At 68.3% G+C, this 14,380-nt stretch carries 13 protein-coding genes; 6 read left to right on the top strand and 7 right to left on the bottom strand.

Going from position 1 to position 14,380, the window contains the following annotated elements; translation table 11 throughout:
• Positions 1-167 precede the first annotated feature (167 nt).
• The 6 genes from PSQ39_RS02290 (at position 168) to slmA (ending at position 6,229) form a co-directional block, all read left to right on the top strand.
• Complete coding sequence (locus PSQ39_RS02290; RefSeq protein ID WP_273924971.1) at positions 168-890, top strand: SapC family protein; 723 nt, start codon at positions 168-170, stop codon at positions 888-890.
• Between the two features lie 61 nt (positions 891-951).
• Positions 952-2,061: an MraY family glycosyltransferase gene (locus PSQ39_RS02285; protein WP_273924970.1), complete on the top strand. Its 1,110-nt coding sequence runs from the start codon at positions 952-954 to the stop codon at positions 2,059-2,061.
• Positions 2,062-2,226: 165 nt separating this feature from the next.
• Positions 2,227-3,117 carry an acetylglutamate kinase gene (gene argB / locus PSQ39_RS02280; RefSeq protein ID WP_273924969.1) on the top strand — a complete coding sequence of 297 codons (891 nt, stop codon included), beginning with the start codon at positions 2,227-2,229 and terminating at the stop codon, positions 3,115-3,117.
• Positions 3,118-3,202: 85 nt separating this feature from the next.
• Positions 3,203-3,904, top strand: a complete 702-nt coding sequence (locus PSQ39_RS02275; protein ID WP_273924968.1) for a response regulator transcription factor — start codon at positions 3,203-3,205, stop codon at positions 3,902-3,904.
• On the top strand, positions 3,905-5,350 hold the full coding sequence (locus tag PSQ39_RS02270) for a sensor histidine kinase (RefSeq protein WP_273924967.1): 1,446 nt from the start codon (positions 3,905-3,907) through the stop codon (positions 5,348-5,350). It abuts the gene before it with no gap.
• 165 nt (positions 5,351-5,515) lie between these two features.
• The gene (slmA, locus tag PSQ39_RS02265; protein ID WP_273924966.1) at positions 5,516-6,229 is read left to right on the top strand and encodes a nucleoid occlusion factor SlmA; all 714 of its coding nucleotides are present in this window, start codon (positions 5,516-5,518) and stop codon (positions 6,227-6,229) included.
• 1 nt (position 6,230) lies between these two features.
• Here slmA and manD read toward each other — a convergent pair whose 3' ends face one another.
• The 7 genes from manD to PSQ39_RS02230 are packed head-to-tail and all read right to left on the bottom strand — an operon-like array spanning position 6,231 to position 14,345.
• Positions 6,231-7,439 (bottom strand): D-mannonate dehydratase ManD, encoded by a 1,209-nt coding sequence (gene manD / locus PSQ39_RS02260; RefSeq protein WP_273924965.1) that lies wholly within the window; start codon positions 7,437-7,439, stop codon positions 6,231-6,233.
• Positions 7,436-8,848 (bottom strand): mannitol dehydrogenase family protein, encoded by a 1,413-nt coding sequence (locus PSQ39_RS02255; protein ID WP_273924964.1) that lies wholly within the window; start codon positions 8,846-8,848, stop codon positions 7,436-7,438. Before PSQ39_RS02255 ends, manD begins: the two co-directional genes overlap by 4 nt.
• Before the next feature lie 23 nt (positions 8,849-8,871).
• Positions 8,872-9,681: an SDR family NAD(P)-dependent oxidoreductase gene (locus tag PSQ39_RS02250; protein ID WP_273924963.1), complete on the bottom strand. Its 810-nt coding sequence runs from the start codon at positions 9,679-9,681 to the stop codon at positions 8,872-8,874.
• Positions 9,682-9,695: 14 nt separating this feature from the next.
• On the bottom strand, positions 9,696-10,760 hold the full coding sequence (locus PSQ39_RS02245) for a malate/lactate/ureidoglycolate dehydrogenase (RefSeq protein WP_273924962.1): 1,065 nt from the start codon (positions 10,758-10,760) through the stop codon (positions 9,696-9,698).
• A gap of 39 nt (positions 10,761-10,799) precedes the next feature.
• Positions 10,800-12,326 carry a UxaA family hydrolase gene (locus PSQ39_RS02240; protein WP_273924961.1) on the bottom strand — a complete coding sequence of 509 codons (1,527 nt, stop codon included), beginning with the start codon at positions 12,324-12,326 and terminating at the stop codon, positions 10,800-10,802.
• Between the two features lie 27 nt (positions 12,327-12,353).
• Positions 12,354-13,748 carry a TRAP transporter large permease gene (locus PSQ39_RS02235; RefSeq protein WP_273924960.1) on the bottom strand — a complete coding sequence of 465 codons (1,395 nt, stop codon included), beginning with the start codon at positions 13,746-13,748 and terminating at the stop codon, positions 12,354-12,356.
• 30 nt (positions 13,749-13,778) lie between these two features.
• The gene (locus PSQ39_RS02230) at positions 13,779-14,345 is read right to left on the bottom strand and encodes a TRAP transporter small permease (RefSeq protein WP_273924959.1); all 567 of its coding nucleotides are present in this window, start codon (positions 14,343-14,345) and stop codon (positions 13,779-13,781) included.
• Between the last annotated feature and the right edge of the window lie 35 nt (positions 14,346-14,380).

Here is a 14,380-nt window from a genome sequence, read left to right as displayed (position 1 = left end):
ATTATGAGGGCTGTCCAAACCCCCTCAAGCGCTAGAGCGCCAGCGCCCGGGCCCGCAGCGGCCCCGCGCGCTCGAACTAGAATCCGAGGTTAAAAGAATTCAGGGACTGGCCACTTGCATCGGGCCTACCCTGGCGATTTTCCCGAGTGAATCCAAAAGGTTTATCCATGCAGGCTCTTACCGCCGTCTCTCCCGAAGCCTTCGCTGGCCAATTCTGGAAGCACCCAGGTCACTACCAATACGCTGTGACCACCTCGTTTGTGCCCCTGTCGGCGGCTGAACTGCGCAAGGCGGCTGCCCACCTGCCGCTGGCCTTTGTGAAGTTGGCTGGTGAGTGGCAACTGGTGGCCATCCTGTCGCTGCTGGAGAACACCAACCTGCTGGTCGGCCCCCAAGGCCAATGGCTGGGCGCCTATGTGCCGGCCGCCCTGCGGGCCCACCCCTTCCGCCTGGTGCGCGACGCGCAGCAAAAAGGCCTGGTGTTGGCCACCCTCGACACGGGCGAGCACTTGGTGCCGGCCTCGGAAGGCCAGCCCTTCTTCGAGCAAAACGGCCTGCCCAGTGCCGAACTGCAGCGCGTCATGAACTTCCTGATCGAGCTGGAAAACGGCCGTGTGCAAATCACCCGCGCTGCCACCGCCCTGTTTGCGGCGGGCGTGTTGAGCCCCTGGGAGCTGGTGGCCAGCCACAACGGGCAAGACCAAAAGGTGGCGGGTCTCTTCCACATCAACGAAGCGGCCTTGGCGGCCTTGTCGCCCGAGAAACTGCTGCGCTTGCGCAACGAAGGCGGTCTGCCCGTGGCCTACGCACAGATTTTTTCTGAAGAACAACTGCTGCGCCTGCAGCAAGCCATTCAGACCCAAGAAGCCCTGCGCGCCGAGTCGAACTGATTGATCGTTCCGTGCACCGCGTCGCCAGCCCGGGAGCTTGCTTGAACCGCCTGACCGCCTGATGGTTGTCCTCACCACCATCGCCTTTTTGATCGCCCTCCTGACGGGGGTGGCGATCGTGCGCGCGCAAGGCCGTGCCGCGGCCATGTTTCGCTATGGCGACGACAAGCCCCAGCGCTTCCACGTCGGCCATGTGCCGCGCCTGGGCGGCCTGGCCTTGGGCGCGGGCCTGTCGGGGGCCTGGCTGGTGGGCGCTTTGGTCGATGGGGTGTTGGTTAACCTGAACCTGCGGCTCAACCCCATCAACGTGCTGCTGTGGCTGCTGGTCATGATGCCGGCCCTGCTGACGGGCCTGATGGAAGACATGACCCAGCGCTTGCCGGTCAGCCTGCGCCTGCTGGCCACCTTTGGCACGGCGGTGTTGGCCTGCTGGTTGCTCGGCCTGGCCGTGCCCCGCCTGGACATCGACTGGATCGACCGCAGCCTGAAGCAATGGCCCTGGCTGGCCGTGGTGCTGGCGGTGATGGCCATTGCCGGCCTGCCCCACGCCTTCAACATCATCGATGGCTACAACGGCCTGGCCGGGACCGTGGCGTTGTTGATCTCCCTGGCCCTGGCCCACGTGGCTTTGCAGGTGGGCGACCGCACCCTGGCCGCGCTGATGATGGCGCTGGCCGGCGCGACCGCGGGCTTCCTGATCTGGAACTACCCGCGCGGCCTGATTTTTGCCGGCGACGGCGGCGCTTACCTGTGGGGCGGCGTGATCGCGGTCGGCGCCATCATGCTGGTGCAGCGCAACCCGGCGGTCTCGCCCTGGTTCCCGCTGCTGCTGCTGATTTACCCGGTGTGGGAGACCCTGTTCTCCATCTACCGCAAAGCGGCGCGTGGCGTGTCGCCGGGTGTGGCGGATGCGCTGCACTTTCACCAGCTGATCTTCCGCCGCCTGGTGCGCAAGGTGTTCCATGACGACCACGCGCGGCAGTTGCTGATCCGCAACAACCGCACCTCGCCCTACCTCTGGGGTTTCACCGCGCTGACCGTGCTGCCGGCCGTGCTGTTCTGGCAGAACTCCGTCGTGCTGCTGCTGTTTTGTGGCCTGTTCGTGGTGACCTATGTGCTGGCCTACCTGGCCATCGTGCGCTTCAAGGTGCCCGGTTGGCTGCGTCGTTGAGCGCGGCGTGATCGGCCTTTTCTGGCCGACACGGAACGCCAGGCCGCAAGGGCCCTGTCGCTTGCGGCACAATTCGGCCTGTTTCGCCTCCCCCGGCTGTGTTTCAGCCCCTCCTGGTAAACCGCCTCAGGCCCCGGCCCGGGGCACCCACCCTCAGTTCAGACCATGACCGACATCCAATCCATTGCCCCGCGCGACAAGGCCGAGATCCTGGCCCAGGCGCTGCCCTACATCCGCAAGTTCCACGGCAAGACCCTGGTCATCAAGTACGGCGGCAACGCCATGACCGACCCGGCCCTGCAGGCCGACTTTGCGGAAGACGTGGTGCTGCTCAAGCTGGTGGGCATGAACCCGGTGGTGGTGCACGGCGGTGGTCCGCAAATCGAAACCGCGCTGAACCGCCTGGGCAAGAAGGGTGAGTTCATCCAGGGCATGCGCGTCACCGACGCCGAAACCATGGAAGTCGTGGAGTGGGTGCTGGCCGGTGAAGTGCAGCAAGACATCGTGGGCCTGATCAACCAGGCCGGCGGCAAGGCGGTGGGCCTGACCGGGCGCGACGGCGGCATGATCCGCGCGCAAAAGCTCAAGATGGTCGACAACCAGGACCCGAACAAAGAATACGACGTGGGCCAGGTCGGCGACATCGTCTCCATCGACCCCAGCGTGGTCAAGGCGCTGCAGGACGACGCCTTCATCCCCGTCATCAGCCCGATCGGTTTTGGCGAAGACAACGAAAGCTACAACATCAACGCCGACGTGGTGGCCAGCAAGCTGGCCACCGTGCTCAAGGCGGAGAAGCTGGTGCTGCTGACCAACACCCCGGGCGTGCTCGACAAGTCGGGTCAGCTGCTGACCGACCTGACGGCCAAGCGCATCGACGAGCTGTTTGCCGACGGCACCATCTCGGGCGGCATGCTGCCCAAGATTGCCGGCGCGCTGGACGCGGCCAAGAGCGGTGTCAACGCGGTGCACATCATCGACGGCCGCGTGCCGCACGCCATGCTGCTGGAAATCCTGACCGAACAGGCCTTCGGCACCATGATCCGCTCGCACTGAGCGCACCCCATCTCAGGCCCGCTTGCCGCGCCCCTGGCGCTGGCCGGGCGGGCCTGAGGGTCTGGTTTTAACCCCCCTGCACCGCATGAGACTGCTGCTCGTAGAAGACGATGTGATGGTGGCCAGCGGCATCAAGCTGGGCCTCAGCGATGCCGGCTATGCCGTGGACTGGGTCGGCAGCGGCGAGCGCGCCGAAGAGGTGCTGCGCGGCGAGACCTTTGACGCCGCCATCATCGACATCGGCCTGCCCGGCATGAGCGGGTTGGACCTGACCCGGCGCCTGCGCCTGTCCGACGTGGCCAGCCGCACCATGCCGGTGTTGATCCTGACCGCGCGCGACGCCTTGCAGGACCGCGTCCAGGGCCTGGACCTCGGGGCCGACGACTACATGGTCAAGCCCTTCGAGTTGCCTGAACTGCTGGCCCGCCTGCGCGCCTTGCTGCGCCGCTCCCAGGCCGCGACGTCCGCCGTGCTCAGCTTCGGCCCGCTGGAGATGGACACCGCCAGCCGCCGCGCCACGGTGCGCCACCCGGTCGACGGTCGCCAGACCGTGATCGACCTGGGCCCGCGCGAGTGGACGGTGATGGAGTACCTGCTGATCAACGCCCCCAAGCCCGCCAGCAAGGACAAGCTGCTCGCCGCCCTGACGGGTTGGGACAAGGAAATCACGCCCAATGCGGTCGAGGTCTACATCTCCCGCCTGCGCAGCAAGCTCGAGCCGCATGGCCTGGCGCTGCGCTCCATCCGGGGCTTTGGCTACCGCCTCGAATTGCAAGAAGGCGCCTGAATGGCCAGCCGCCTGCGCAACCGGCTGCTGGTCATGCTGCTGGCGCCGCTGTTCCTGCTGGGCCTGGGCAATGCCTGGTTTGACTACCGCTCGGCCGACAGCGCGGCGGTCCAGCACGACCGCCAACTGCTGCGCTACGTGCCCTTGCTGGCCGACTCGGTGGTCGCGCCGGGCGTGCAAAGCGGCGACCCGCCCGTGCTGCTGCTGGCGCCCCCCGTGGAGGACTTTCTCAAACTGCGGCCCGGCCACGCGGCCTACAGCGTCAACGACCTGGACGGCCGCTTGCTGCACGGCGAGCCCTGGCTGTCCGGCGCCACCGTGGCCACGGGCGAGCCCGAATTCCACAGCGTCGAAGAGCAGGGCATCACCTACCGCATCGTGTCGCAGCGCGTGCGCACCCGTGCGGGCGAGCTGGTCGTGCAACTGGCCGACGGCTCGGACCCGCGCCAGCAGTGGCTCAGCGCCTTGCTGGCCCGGGTGCTGCTGCCCAATCTGGTGCTGATGATCGCCGCCGCCTTGACGGTCAGTTGGGCCGTGCGCCGCGCGCTGCGCCCCCTGATCGAACTGACCGAGGCGGTGGAGAACCGCTCGCCCCAAGACCTCAGCGCCATCGACGTGGCCGCCTCGCCCGCCGAGGTGCGGCCCCTGGTCCAGTCGCTCAACCGCTTGTTCGACCTGGTCAACGCCCAGTCGGCCAGCCAGCGCCGCTTCATCGCCGACGCGGCCCACCAACTGCGCACCCCTTTGGCCGGTTTACAAGCCCAGGTTGAAGCCTGGGCCCAGGTGCTGCACAACAAGCACCGCCAGCCCCCGGGGGCGTCGACACCGGTGCCTGGCGCGGGCGGTGCCCAGCCCGTCACCTTGGCGCTGGACGCCGAGCAGATCGACAAGCTGCGCCGCGCCACCCGCCGCACCTCGCAACTGGCCAACCAGTTGCTGGCCTTGTCGCGTGCCGATGCGCGCAGCATGGAGGCCCAGCCCGTGCAACGCGTGGACCTGCTGGCCTTGTGCGAGTCGCTGCTGGAGGCCCACCTGGACGCGGCCACCGCACGCGGCATCGACCTGGGCCTGGCTGCGCAAGCCGCCCACACCCAAGGCCATGAATGGCTGCTGCGCGAGCTGTTGGCCAACCTGGTGGACAACGCCATCCGCTACACCCCACCCGGCGGCAGCGTGACCCTGCGCTGTGGGCTGATCCCCTTGGCTGGGTCCGTCAAGCCCTACCTCGCGGTGGAGGACGACGGTCCGGGCATCTCGGCGGCCGAACGCAGCCGAGTCACCGAACGCTTCTACCGCGTGCCGGGCACCGTGGGCGAGGGCAGCGGCCTGGGCCTGGCGATCGCCGATGAGATTGCCCGCGTCCACCACAGCACCCTGGAGCTGCACGCCGGCCAGGGGGATCGTGGCCTGCTGGTGCGCCTGGTGTTCGCCCCCGAGCCGGCCTGAGATCGCCCCGCGCCACCGGCGGGCGCGAGCCCTTCCGGTTGGCTGCGGACGCCCCTTGTCTTCCCACCTTCGACCGCATCGCGGGCCTTGGCGCCCGGGCTGGCGCAGGCCCCGGGTGCGCCCATTCGCGTGTGCGAGAATCAGCCGCGCCAACCCCCTTCGCCGATGCCCGATACCCCCTCATTCACCGCCGCTTCCGATGACGTTTTGAACCCGCTGCTGCCCGAGGCGCAGGCCGAGGTGGGCGCGGACATCGACGCAGTCCCTGCGCGCAAGCGCCCCCGGCCTGGTGAGCGGCGCGTGCAGATCCTGCAGACCCTGGCCAGCATGCTGGAGCAGCCCGGCGCCGAGCGCATCACCACGGCCGCGCTGGCCGCGCGCATCGGCGTCAGCGAGGCCGCGCTGTACCGCCACTTCGCGAGCAAGGCGCAAATGTTTGAGGGCCTGATCGAGTTCATCGAGCAGACCGTGTTCTCCCTGGCCAAGCAGCTCATCGATCGCGAGGCCGCGGGTGACGCTGACCCGCGCACGCTGGGCCGGCGCCAGGCCACCCGGGTGATGTACCTGCTGGTGCAGTTCGCCGAAAAAAACCCAGGCATGGTGCGCGTCATGTGTGGCGACGCCCTGGTGCTGGAACACGAGCGCTTGCAGCAGCGCATGAACCAGTTGTTTGACCGGCTGGAGTCCACCTTGCGCCAGTGCCTGCGCCCCTTGGCCGAGGCCTTGGGCTCGCCCACGCCCACGGTGGATGCGCAGGTGCGGGCGGCGGCGCTGACGGCATTTTTGCAAGGTCGCCTGCAGCGCTATGCGCGCTCCGGCTTCAAGCGCCTGCCCTCCGAGCAATTGGACGGCACGCTGGACTTGCTGCTGGCCGCCTGAGTCACCAGCTCCACAAGGTGCCGTCGTGCTGCAGTCGGTTCACCGGCAGGTAGGCGCGCTGGTAAGGGTAGCGGGCCGCCAGGGCCTCGTCGATGTCCACCCCGTGCCCCGGCGTCTCGCCGCAGTGCATGAATCCTTGTTCAAAGCGGTAATCGTGTGGAAAGACCTCCAGTGTCGCCTCGGTGTGGGGCATGTACTCCTGGATGCCGAAGTTGGGCACCCAGGTATCGAAGTGCAGCGCCGCGCCCATGCACACCGGTGACAGGTCGGTGGCGCCGTGGCAGCCGGTGCGCACCTGGTAGAGCGCCGCCAGGTCGGCGATGCGGCGCAGGTGGCTGATGCCGCCCGCGTGCACCACGGTGGTCCGGATGTAGTCGATCCACTGCTGCTCGATCAGGGCCTTGCAGTCCCACAAGGAATTGAACACCTCGCCCACCGCCAGCGGCGTGGTGGTGTGCTGGCGGATCAGCGCAAAGGCCTGCGGGTTCTCGGCGGGGGTGGCGTCTTCCAGCCAGAACAGGTGAAAGGGCTCCAGCGCCTTGCCCAGGCGCGCCGCCTCGATGGGCGTGAGCCGGTGGTGCGCGTCGTGCAGCAAGTGCACCTCCGGGCCCACGGCCTCGCGCACGGCAGCGAACAGGGCGGGCGTGTGGCGCAGGTATTTTTCGCTGCTCCAGTCGTGCTCGCTGGGCAAGCTGCCATCGGCGGGCTCGTAGAAGCCGCCGTGGCCCACGCCATAGACCTTGTCCAGGCCGGGCACCCCGCTTTGGGCGCGAATCGCCAGGAAGCCCATCTCCCGGTGGCGCAGCACCTCGTCCACGGTGTGTTCGATGTCGCGCCCATTGGCGTGACCATAGACCAGCACGCGGCTGCGGCTGCGCCCGCCCAGCAGTTGGTACAGCGGCAGGCCCGCGGCCTTGGCCTTGAGGTCCCACAGGGCCGTGTCCACCGCCGCGATGGCGCTCATGGTGACCGGGCCCCGCCGCCAGTAGGCGCCTTTGTAGAGGTACTGCCAGATGTCCTCGATCTGGTGCGCGTCGCGCCCGATCAGGCAAGGGATCACATGGTCGTTGAGGTAGCTGGCCACGGCCAACTCGCGGCCGTTCAAGGTAGCGTCACCCAGGCCGGTGAGGCCCTGGTCGGTTTCGATCTTGAGGGTGACGAAGTTGCGGCCGGGGCAGCAGACGATGACGCGGGCAGCGGTGATTTTCATGGGGTTCCGCTTGGGGCGGTGGCGGCATGGAGTTCGTTCAGTGCGCCCAGCACGCCCAGGGCCTGGATGCGCTCCAGGTGATGCTGCACGGCGCCAGTCCAGCGCGGGTGGTGTGGCAGGGTGGGGCCCCAGAGGTCGAGCCGCGCCGACAGGGCCCGCACCGTGGCGGCCGCATCACCTGCGTGGGCGCGCGCCAGCGCCTGCAGCGCCTCGGCTTGCGGGTCGTTCAAGGTGTAGGGCTGGCCTTGTTCGTTCACGCCCAGCAGGTAGCGCAGGTAGACCGCCGCGCTGAAGGCCAGGTGGCTGATGCCCTGGCCGGCGGCCAGTTGGCGCTCGGCCGAAGGGGGCCAGCGCAGCGGGATTTTTTGCGAGCTGTCGGTGGCGATCTGGTGCACGCTGTGCTTGAGTTCGGGGTTGCCAAAGCGCGCCAGCAGGGCATCGCGGTAGTCGGCCCAGTCGCGCCGGCTCAGGTGCGGCGCCACCTCGGTGCTCATCAGGCTGTGCACGAACTGCCGGATCGCGGGGGTGCCAATGCAGTCGGCAATCACCGCCAGGCCCATCACCGCGCCCATGCAGGCCATGGCCGAGTGGCTGCCATTGAGCAGGCGCAGCTTGGCTTCTTCAAACGGGCGCACGTCATCGACCACGGTGACGCCCGCGCTGGCCAGGGCGGGGCCGTCGGCGGGGTCGACAAAGCGGCGCTCGATCACCCATTCCCAAAACGCCTCGGTGCCCAGGGCCGCCTCATCGTCCAGGCCCAGGGCCTGGCGCGCTGCCTGCAGCCGCTCGGGCGTGGCCGCTGGCACGATGCGGTCCACCATGCTGTTGGGGAAGGCGCAGCGCTGGGCGATCCAGTCCGACAGCGCGCCGGGCTCGGCGGTGCACAAGGCCTGTAGGCGCCGACCGTTGTCGCTGAGGTTGTCGCAGGAGGCCAGGGTCAGGCCGGGCAGGCCCGCTTGCTGGCGCCGCGCCAGGCCTTGGCGCAGCAGCGCGGCCAGCTCGGGGGTGTAGCCTTTCTCGGTCACGGTGAGGGTGATCCAGCGCGTGCCCGGCGCGGCGATGGCTTGCAGCACCGCCTCGGGCTCACGCGCGGCCACGCTGGTGCGCAGCAAGGCGCCCGGCACCTGCCAGTGCAGGCCTTGTTGGCTGGCGATCTGTACCGCGTACAGACCGTCCTGGCGTGCCAGCGCGTCGGCCAAGGTGGTGCTGCGCATGGCCACGCCGTGCACGCCCCAGTGGCGGTGGCCGGCTTGCAGCAGGTGGTCAAAGACCAGGGCCTGGTGGGCGCGGTGAAAGGCGCCCAGGCCCAGGTGCAGCACGCCAGGCGTGAGGCGGTGGCGGTCAGCGCCGGGCACGCGCACGCCGCGCTCGGGCAATTGGTTCAGGGTGTGGCGGTTCAGCGAAGGCATGGGTGTGGCAGGCGGGGAAGGGCTCAATCGAATTGCAGGCCACCGTTGAGGTCCAGCACCTCGCCGGTGATGAAGCCGCTCAGGGGGTGGGCCAGGAAGAGCACGCAGTGGGCAAACTCCTCCAACTCACAAAAACGGCCCACAGGAATGGTCTTGCGCAGCTCGGCCTGGCGTTCGGGCGAGACCTGCTCCGTGACCATCTGGGTCTTCACAAAAGCGGGGGCCAGGGCGTTGCAGGTCACGCCAAAGGCGGCGTACTCGCGCGCAAAGCTGAAGGTCAGCGTGACCACGCCGCCCTTGCTGGCGGCATAGGCCGGCAGTGGCGACAGGCCGCCGGTCTTGGCGCCGAACGAGGCGATGTTGACGATGCGGCCAAAGCGGCGCGCCTTCATGCCGGGCGCCACGCGCTGGCTGACGTAGAACACGCCGTCCAGGTTGACGCGCAGGATGCGCTGCCACAGCTCGGGCGTGGTCTGCTCGCAGTTGGCGTACTGCAGGATGCCGGCGTTGTTCACGCACACGTCGATGCGGCCCCAGTGCGCTTCGATGCGGCGGCAGGCGGCGTCCACGGCCTGCACATCGCTGACGTCCATGGGGGTGCAAAACAGGCGCTCGCCGTGCTCGCCCAGGGCCTGGGCCACCTGGTCGGTTTTCAGGTCGGTGGCGGCCACGCGGTAGCCGGCTTGCAGCAAGGCGCGCGTGGTGGCCAGTCCCATGCCGGCGTTGGCGCCGGTGACCAAGGCCACCTGGTCGAGGATGGCGGGCAGGGCGCCCAGGGCCGCAGGCCGGGCGGGTGCGCTGGGCGCCGTGTGGGGGGGCGGGGTGGGGGTCATGGCGGGCATTCCGTTCAGGCCGCCGACACCGGCGCGCCCACCTTGTGGGCGGCGGCGACGATTTCTTGCCAGGTGGTGGCGTCCAGCTCGATGCCGTCGCGCAGGCGCTCGGCGCGGGCGGCGCGCTCGGGCTCACCAGCCAGTTGCACGCCGTCCGTGCCAGGCGCGGGCGGGCTGTGCCGCAGCCAGTCGACAAAAGCCGTGGCTTGGGCCTCGAAGTGCGCCTGGGTGCCCAGGCGCACCGGGTCGATCAGCTGGGTCAGCATGCCGTTGAGCACGGCCTTGCGTGCATCGGCGGGTTGGTGCCAGGTGCCGCCGCCAGTGAGGGCACCCCCCAGCAGTTCGCAGGCCACAGCCAGGCCGTAGCCCTTGTGCTCGCCAAAGGGCATCAGCGCACCAAAGCCGCCGCCGGGTTGGGGCACCACCACCACGCCGGGGTCCTGGGTGGGCGCGCCATGTTCGTCAATCAGCAGGCCGCTGGCCACGGTCTTGCCCTGGTTGTGGGCCACGCGCATCTTGCCTTGGGCCACACGGCTGGTGGCGAAGTCCAGCACAAAGGGCGGCGCGTCGCGCAGCGGAATGCCGATGCAGCAGGGGTTGGTGCCAAAGCGCCCGTCGCCGCCCTGCCAGGCCGCGACCACGGGGCGCGACAGCACGTTGACGAAGTGGATCGAGACCAGTCCCGCAGCGGTGGCCATCTCGGCAAAGTGGCCGATGCGTCCCAGGTGGTGGCTGTTGCCCAGGGCCACGGTGCAGGTGCCGTACTGGCGAGCGCGCTCGATGCCCATCTGCATGGCTTGCTCGCCAATCACCTGGCCGTAGCCGCGCTGGCCGTCCAGCGTCAGCAGGGGGCCGGTGTCCAGTTGCACCGACAGCGCGGCATTGGGCTTCAGGCCGCCTTCGAGCACGGCGTCCACATAGCGCGGCACCATGCCCACGCCATGCGAGTCGTGGCCGCTGAGGTTGGCCAGCACCAGGTTGTCGGCCACCAACTCGGCTTCTGCCGGCAGGCTGCCCGCGTGTTGCAGGATGAGGGCCACTTGTGCGCGCAGGGCCGGAGCGGAAAAGCGTGGGTTCATGGTGAAACTGTTTGGGGTGGAAGGGGCCTGGCGGGGGGCTTACATCACGGCGCCGATCTGCCAGGGCACGAACTCGTTTTGGCCGTAGCCGTGGCGTTCGCTCTTGCTGCTCTGGCCGGAGGCGGTGGCCAGCATCAGCTCAAAAATGCGCTGGCCCATGGCCTGAATGCTGCTGCCGCCGTCGATGATTTCCCCGCAGTTGATGTCCATGTCTTCCTCCTGGCGCTGCCACAGTGCGCTGTTGGTGGCCAGCTTGAGCGAGGGGGAGGGCGCGCAGCCATAGGCGCTGCCCCGGCCGGTGGTGAAGCAAATCAGGTTGGCCCCACCGGCCACCTGACCGGTGGCACTGACCGGGTCGTAGCCCGGGGTGTCCATGTAGACAAAGCCGTGCTCGCGCACGGGCTCGGCGTACTCGTACACTGCCTGCAAGTTGCTGGTGCCGCCCTTGGCGACCGCACCCAGCGATTTCTCGAGGATGGTGGTCAGGCCGCCCGCCTTGTTGCCGGGCGAGGGGTTGTTGTTCATCTCGCCGCCGTTGAGCGCGGTGTACTGCTCCCACCAGCGGATGCGCTCGATCAGCTTGTTGGCCACCTCGGGGCGCACGGCGCGCCGCGTCAGCAGGTGCTCGGCGCCATAGATTTCGGGGGTTTCGGACAGGATGGCGGTGCCCCCATGCGCCACGAGCAGGTCGACCGCCGCGCCCAAAGCCGGGTTGGCGCTGATGCCGGAGTAGCCGTCCGAGCCCCCGCACTGCAGGCCCACGGTCAGGTGGGCGGCGCTGCAGGGCACGCGCTGCACGGCATTGGCCAGGGGCAGCATGTGCTCGATCAGCGCAATGCCCTTGGCCACGGTCTGACGGGTGCCGCCGCTGTCCTGGATGTTGAACACCTGGAACAGCGGCGTCTCCGCCAGGTGGCTGTGGGCCAGCCAGGTCTTGAGCTGGTTGGCCTCGCAGCCCAGACCCACCACCAGGATGGCGGCGAAATTGGCGTGGGTGGCGTAGCCCGCCAGGGTGCGTTCCAGCAGCTTCAGGCCCAGGCCTTCGGTGTCCATGCCGCAGCCGCTGCCGTGGGTCAGGGCGACCACGCCATCGACTTGCGGGAAGGCGGCCAGCGCCTCGGGCCGGTTCTGACGCGAGAAGTGGTCGGCGATGGCGCGCGCCGCGGTGGCCGAGCAGTTCACGCTGGACAGCACACCAATGTAGTTCCGCGTGGCCACACGGCCATCGGCGCGCTGGATGCCCATGAAGTGGGCCTCGCGCGGGGCCGGGGCGGGCTTCACGTCGCTGCCCACCGCGTAGTCGCGCTCAAAAGCGCCTTTGGCTGCACCCATGCCCAGGTTGTGGGTGTGCACATGCTCGCCCGCCGCGATGGGGCGCGAGGCAAAGCCAATGATCTGGTTGTAGCGCCGCACGGGGGTGCCGGCGTCCAGCGCGCGCACCGCGACCTTGTGGCCCGGGGGCACCAGGCCGCGCACGGTCAGGCCGTCGAGCACGGTGCCGCCGAGCAGCTGGCTGCGCGCAATCAGCACGTCGTCATCGGGGTGGAGTCGGATGAAAGGGGTCATGGTCACAGGCCTTGGGCGGTGTGGGGTTCAATAAAACAGGCGGGGCAGCCACAGCACCAGCTGTGGGCAGTAGGTGATCAGCACCAGGCTGCCCAGCAGCGGCACCAGCCAGGGCAGGATGGCCACGGTGGTGCGCTCCACGCTGAGCTTGGCCACCCGGGCCAGCACAAACAGCACCATCCCCATGGGCGGGTGCAGCAGGCCGATCATGAGGTTGAGCACCATCACCAGGCCGAAGTGCACCAGGTCAATGCCCAGCTGTTGGCAGATCGGGACCAGGATGGGCACCAGGATCGTGATGGCCGCGGTGGGCTCCAGGAAGCAGCCCACGAACAGCATCAGCAGGTTGGCCATCAGCAGGAACACCCAGGGTTCCTTGGTGAAGCCCAGCACCCAGCCCGCGATCGAGGTGGTGACGCCGGTGGCCGTCAGCATCCAGCCAAAAATGCTGGCGGCCGCGACGATGAAGAGCACCGTGCTGGTGGTCTCCACCGTGTCGAGGCAGACCTTCACGAACATGCGAAAGCGCAGCGTGCGGTACCAGGCAAAGCCCAGCACCATGGCCCACAGGCAGGCGGCGATGGCCCCTTCGGTGGGCGTGAAGATGCCCGTGGTCATGCCGCCGATCAGCAGCACCGGGGTCATGATGGGCAGCACGGCCTGGAAGTCGAACAGCTTGTCGGCGGCAAACAGCAGCAGCAAGGCGCCCAGCACCGTGGCCTGGGCGGGCAGGCCCGCTTGGGTGATCGCGGCCCACACTGCCAGCGGCCAGCCCACCACCACGGCGGTTTCGGCCAAGGCCTTGATGACGCGCGGCCATTCGAACTTCACGTCCGCGCCCCAGCCGTTCTTGTGCGCGAAGTAGGCCACCGTCACCATCATGGCCAGGGCCATCAGCACACCGGGCAGGATGCCGGCCAGGAACAGGGCGCCGACGCTGACGTTGGCCATCATGCCGTAGATCACAAAGGGCAGGCTGGGCGGGATGATGGGGCCCAGTGTGGCCGAGGCGGCGGTCACGCCGACCGCGAACTCGGTGCCGTAGCCATGGTCCTTCATGGCCTTGATCTCGATCGTGCCCAGGCCGGCGGCGTCGGCGATGGCGGTGCCGCTCATGCCGGCAAACACCACCGAGCCGACCACATTGACATGGCCCAGGCCGCCCTTGAGCCAGCCCACCAGGGCCAGCGCGTAGTTGTAGATGCGGTTGGTGATGCCGGCGTTGTTCATCAGGTTGCCGGCCAGGATGAAGAAGGGCACGGCCAGCAGCGGGAAGCTGTCAATGCCGCTGACCATGCGGTGGATCACCACAAAGGGCGGCAGGTTGCCGGTGAACAGGATGTAGACCAGCGAGGCGCCGGCCATGGCGATGGCCACGGGCAGGCCGCTGGCCATCATGAACAGGAAAATGATTTTCAACATGGGTGGGGTCCGGTGGTGGGGCGCTGGCGCTCAGCGCTCGGCCATGGTGGATTCGGGGCGTTCCAGCGCGCTGTAGCCGCGCTGCCAATGGATGCGCAGCACCCAGACCGAGCGCGCGGTCATGGCGGCAAAGCCCAGCAGGCAGACGCCGTAGACGTAGTTCATGGGCAGCTCGACCACGGTCATCTTGTAGGTGTCCATCTTCATCATCATCTGCACCGTCAGCACCGAGGCGGCGGCAAAGAAAGCGATGCGCAGCACGTCGACCAGCAGGGCCATGGCGCGCCCGGCGCTTGGCGGCAAGTAGCGGTACAAGAAGTCGACCTGGATGTGGTTGTTCTTAGCCACGCCAATGGCCGCGCCCACAAACACCGTGCTGACCAGCAGGTAGCGTGCGATCTCCTCGGTCCAGGCTGCGGAGTCGTTGAGCACGTAGCGGGTGATGAACTGGTAGACCACCGTGGCGCCCAGGGCCCAGAAAAAGGCCAGGGCCAGCCAGGCCTCCCAGGGGGTGTCGGACAGGTCCACCTCGTCATCGGTGGTGTGAAAGGTGCCGTCGGCGCGCATCACGCGGGGGCCGGAATCCAGATCGTGCATGGCAGTTCTTTGCAGCGGGGCCCGGGCGAAGGGGC

The sequence above is a fragment of the Curvibacter microcysteis genome (assembly GCF_028649455.1).
In the GTDB taxonomy this organism is placed as follows: Bacteria; Pseudomonadota; Gammaproteobacteria; order Burkholderiales; family Burkholderiaceae_C; genus Curvibacter; species Curvibacter microcysteis.
The sequence above is the reverse complement of the archived record's forward strand: the minus strand, read 5'-3'. Positions and strand labels throughout refer to the sequence as shown.

Bases quoted from the DNA above. Each gene is read 5' to 3' on its own strand.
- PSQ39_RS02290 (WP_273924971.1), top strand. From the start codon at position 168: ATGCAGGCTCTTACCGCCGTCTCTCCCGAAGCCTTCGCTGGCCAATTC.
- PSQ39_RS02285 (WP_273924970.1), top strand. From the start codon at position 952: ATGGTTGTCCTCACCACCATCGCCTTTTTGATCGCCCTCCTGACGGGG.
- argB (WP_273924969.1), top strand. From the start codon at position 2,227: ATGACCGACATCCAATCCATTGCCCCGCGCGACAAGGCCGAGATCCTG.
- PSQ39_RS02275 (WP_273924968.1), top strand. From the start codon at position 3,203: ATGAGACTGCTGCTCGTAGAAGACGATGTGATGGTGGCCAGCGGCATC.
- PSQ39_RS02270 (WP_273924967.1), top strand. From the start codon at position 3,905: ATGGCCAGCCGCCTGCGCAACCGGCTGCTGGTCATGCTGCTGGCGCCG.
- slmA (WP_273924966.1), top strand. From the start codon at position 5,516: ATGCCCGATACCCCCTCATTCACCGCCGCTTCCGATGACGTTTTGAAC.
- manD (WP_273924965.1), bottom strand. From the start codon at position 7,439: ATGAAAATCACCGCTGCCCGCGTCATCGTCTGCTGCCCCGGCCGCAAC.
- PSQ39_RS02255 (WP_273924964.1), bottom strand. From the start codon at position 8,848: ATGCCTTCGCTGAACCGCCACACCCTGAACCAATTGCCCGAGCGCGGC.
- PSQ39_RS02250 (WP_273924963.1), bottom strand. From the start codon at position 9,681: ATGACCCCCACCCCGCCCCCCCACACGGCGCCCAGCGCACCCGCCCGG.
- PSQ39_RS02245 (WP_273924962.1), bottom strand. From the start codon at position 10,760: ATGAACCCACGCTTTTCCGCTCCGGCCCTGCGCGCACAAGTGGCCCTC.
- PSQ39_RS02240 (WP_273924961.1), bottom strand. From the start codon at position 12,326: ATGACCCCTTTCATCCGACTCCACCCCGATGACGACGTGCTGATTGCG.
- PSQ39_RS02235 (WP_273924960.1), bottom strand. From the start codon at position 13,748: ATGTTGAAAATCATTTTCCTGTTCATGATGGCCAGCGGCCTGCCCGTG.
- PSQ39_RS02230 (WP_273924959.1), bottom strand. From the start codon at position 14,345: ATGCACGATCTGGATTCCGGCCCCCGCGTGATGCGCGCCGACGGCACC.